This is a genomic window from Chryseobacterium sp. SIMBA_028 (genome assembly GCF_046535285.1).
GTDB lineage: Bacteria > Bacteroidota > Bacteroidia > Flavobacteriales > Weeksellaceae > Chryseobacterium.
The window spans coordinates 1-229 of sequence record NZ_JAWRWZ010000901.1 but is presented as its reverse complement, the minus strand read 5'-3'; the positions used below and the strand labels follow the sequence as shown (position 1 = coordinate 229).

The 229-nt window shown below is 59.0% G+C and carries 1 protein-coding gene; it reads right to left on the bottom strand.

Translation table 11 applies throughout. The annotated features are described in order from the left end of the window. Positions 1–229 (bottom strand): hypothetical protein (locus tag SCA31_RS25815; RefSeq protein WP_410699778.1); only part of this gene is annotated, 229 nt, incomplete at both ends.

Below are 229 nucleotides of genomic sequence, written 5' to 3'. Positions count from 1 at the left end.
CCGACCGTATTCGATCCTGATACCTTCGCGCTCGCAGGCGCGCTGTAGGACCCGCAGCATGTCGATGCGCGACGTGCGCGAGAAATGATTGCCGTGGACCTGCACATGCGTGCCACGGTGAACGATTTCCATGTAGTCGCAACGTTCGTGATGCGCGATGAATTCGTCGAAGAACGCCGGATCGGCTTCCTTCAGGAATGACAGCCCGATATCGGAGAACACCACGCCC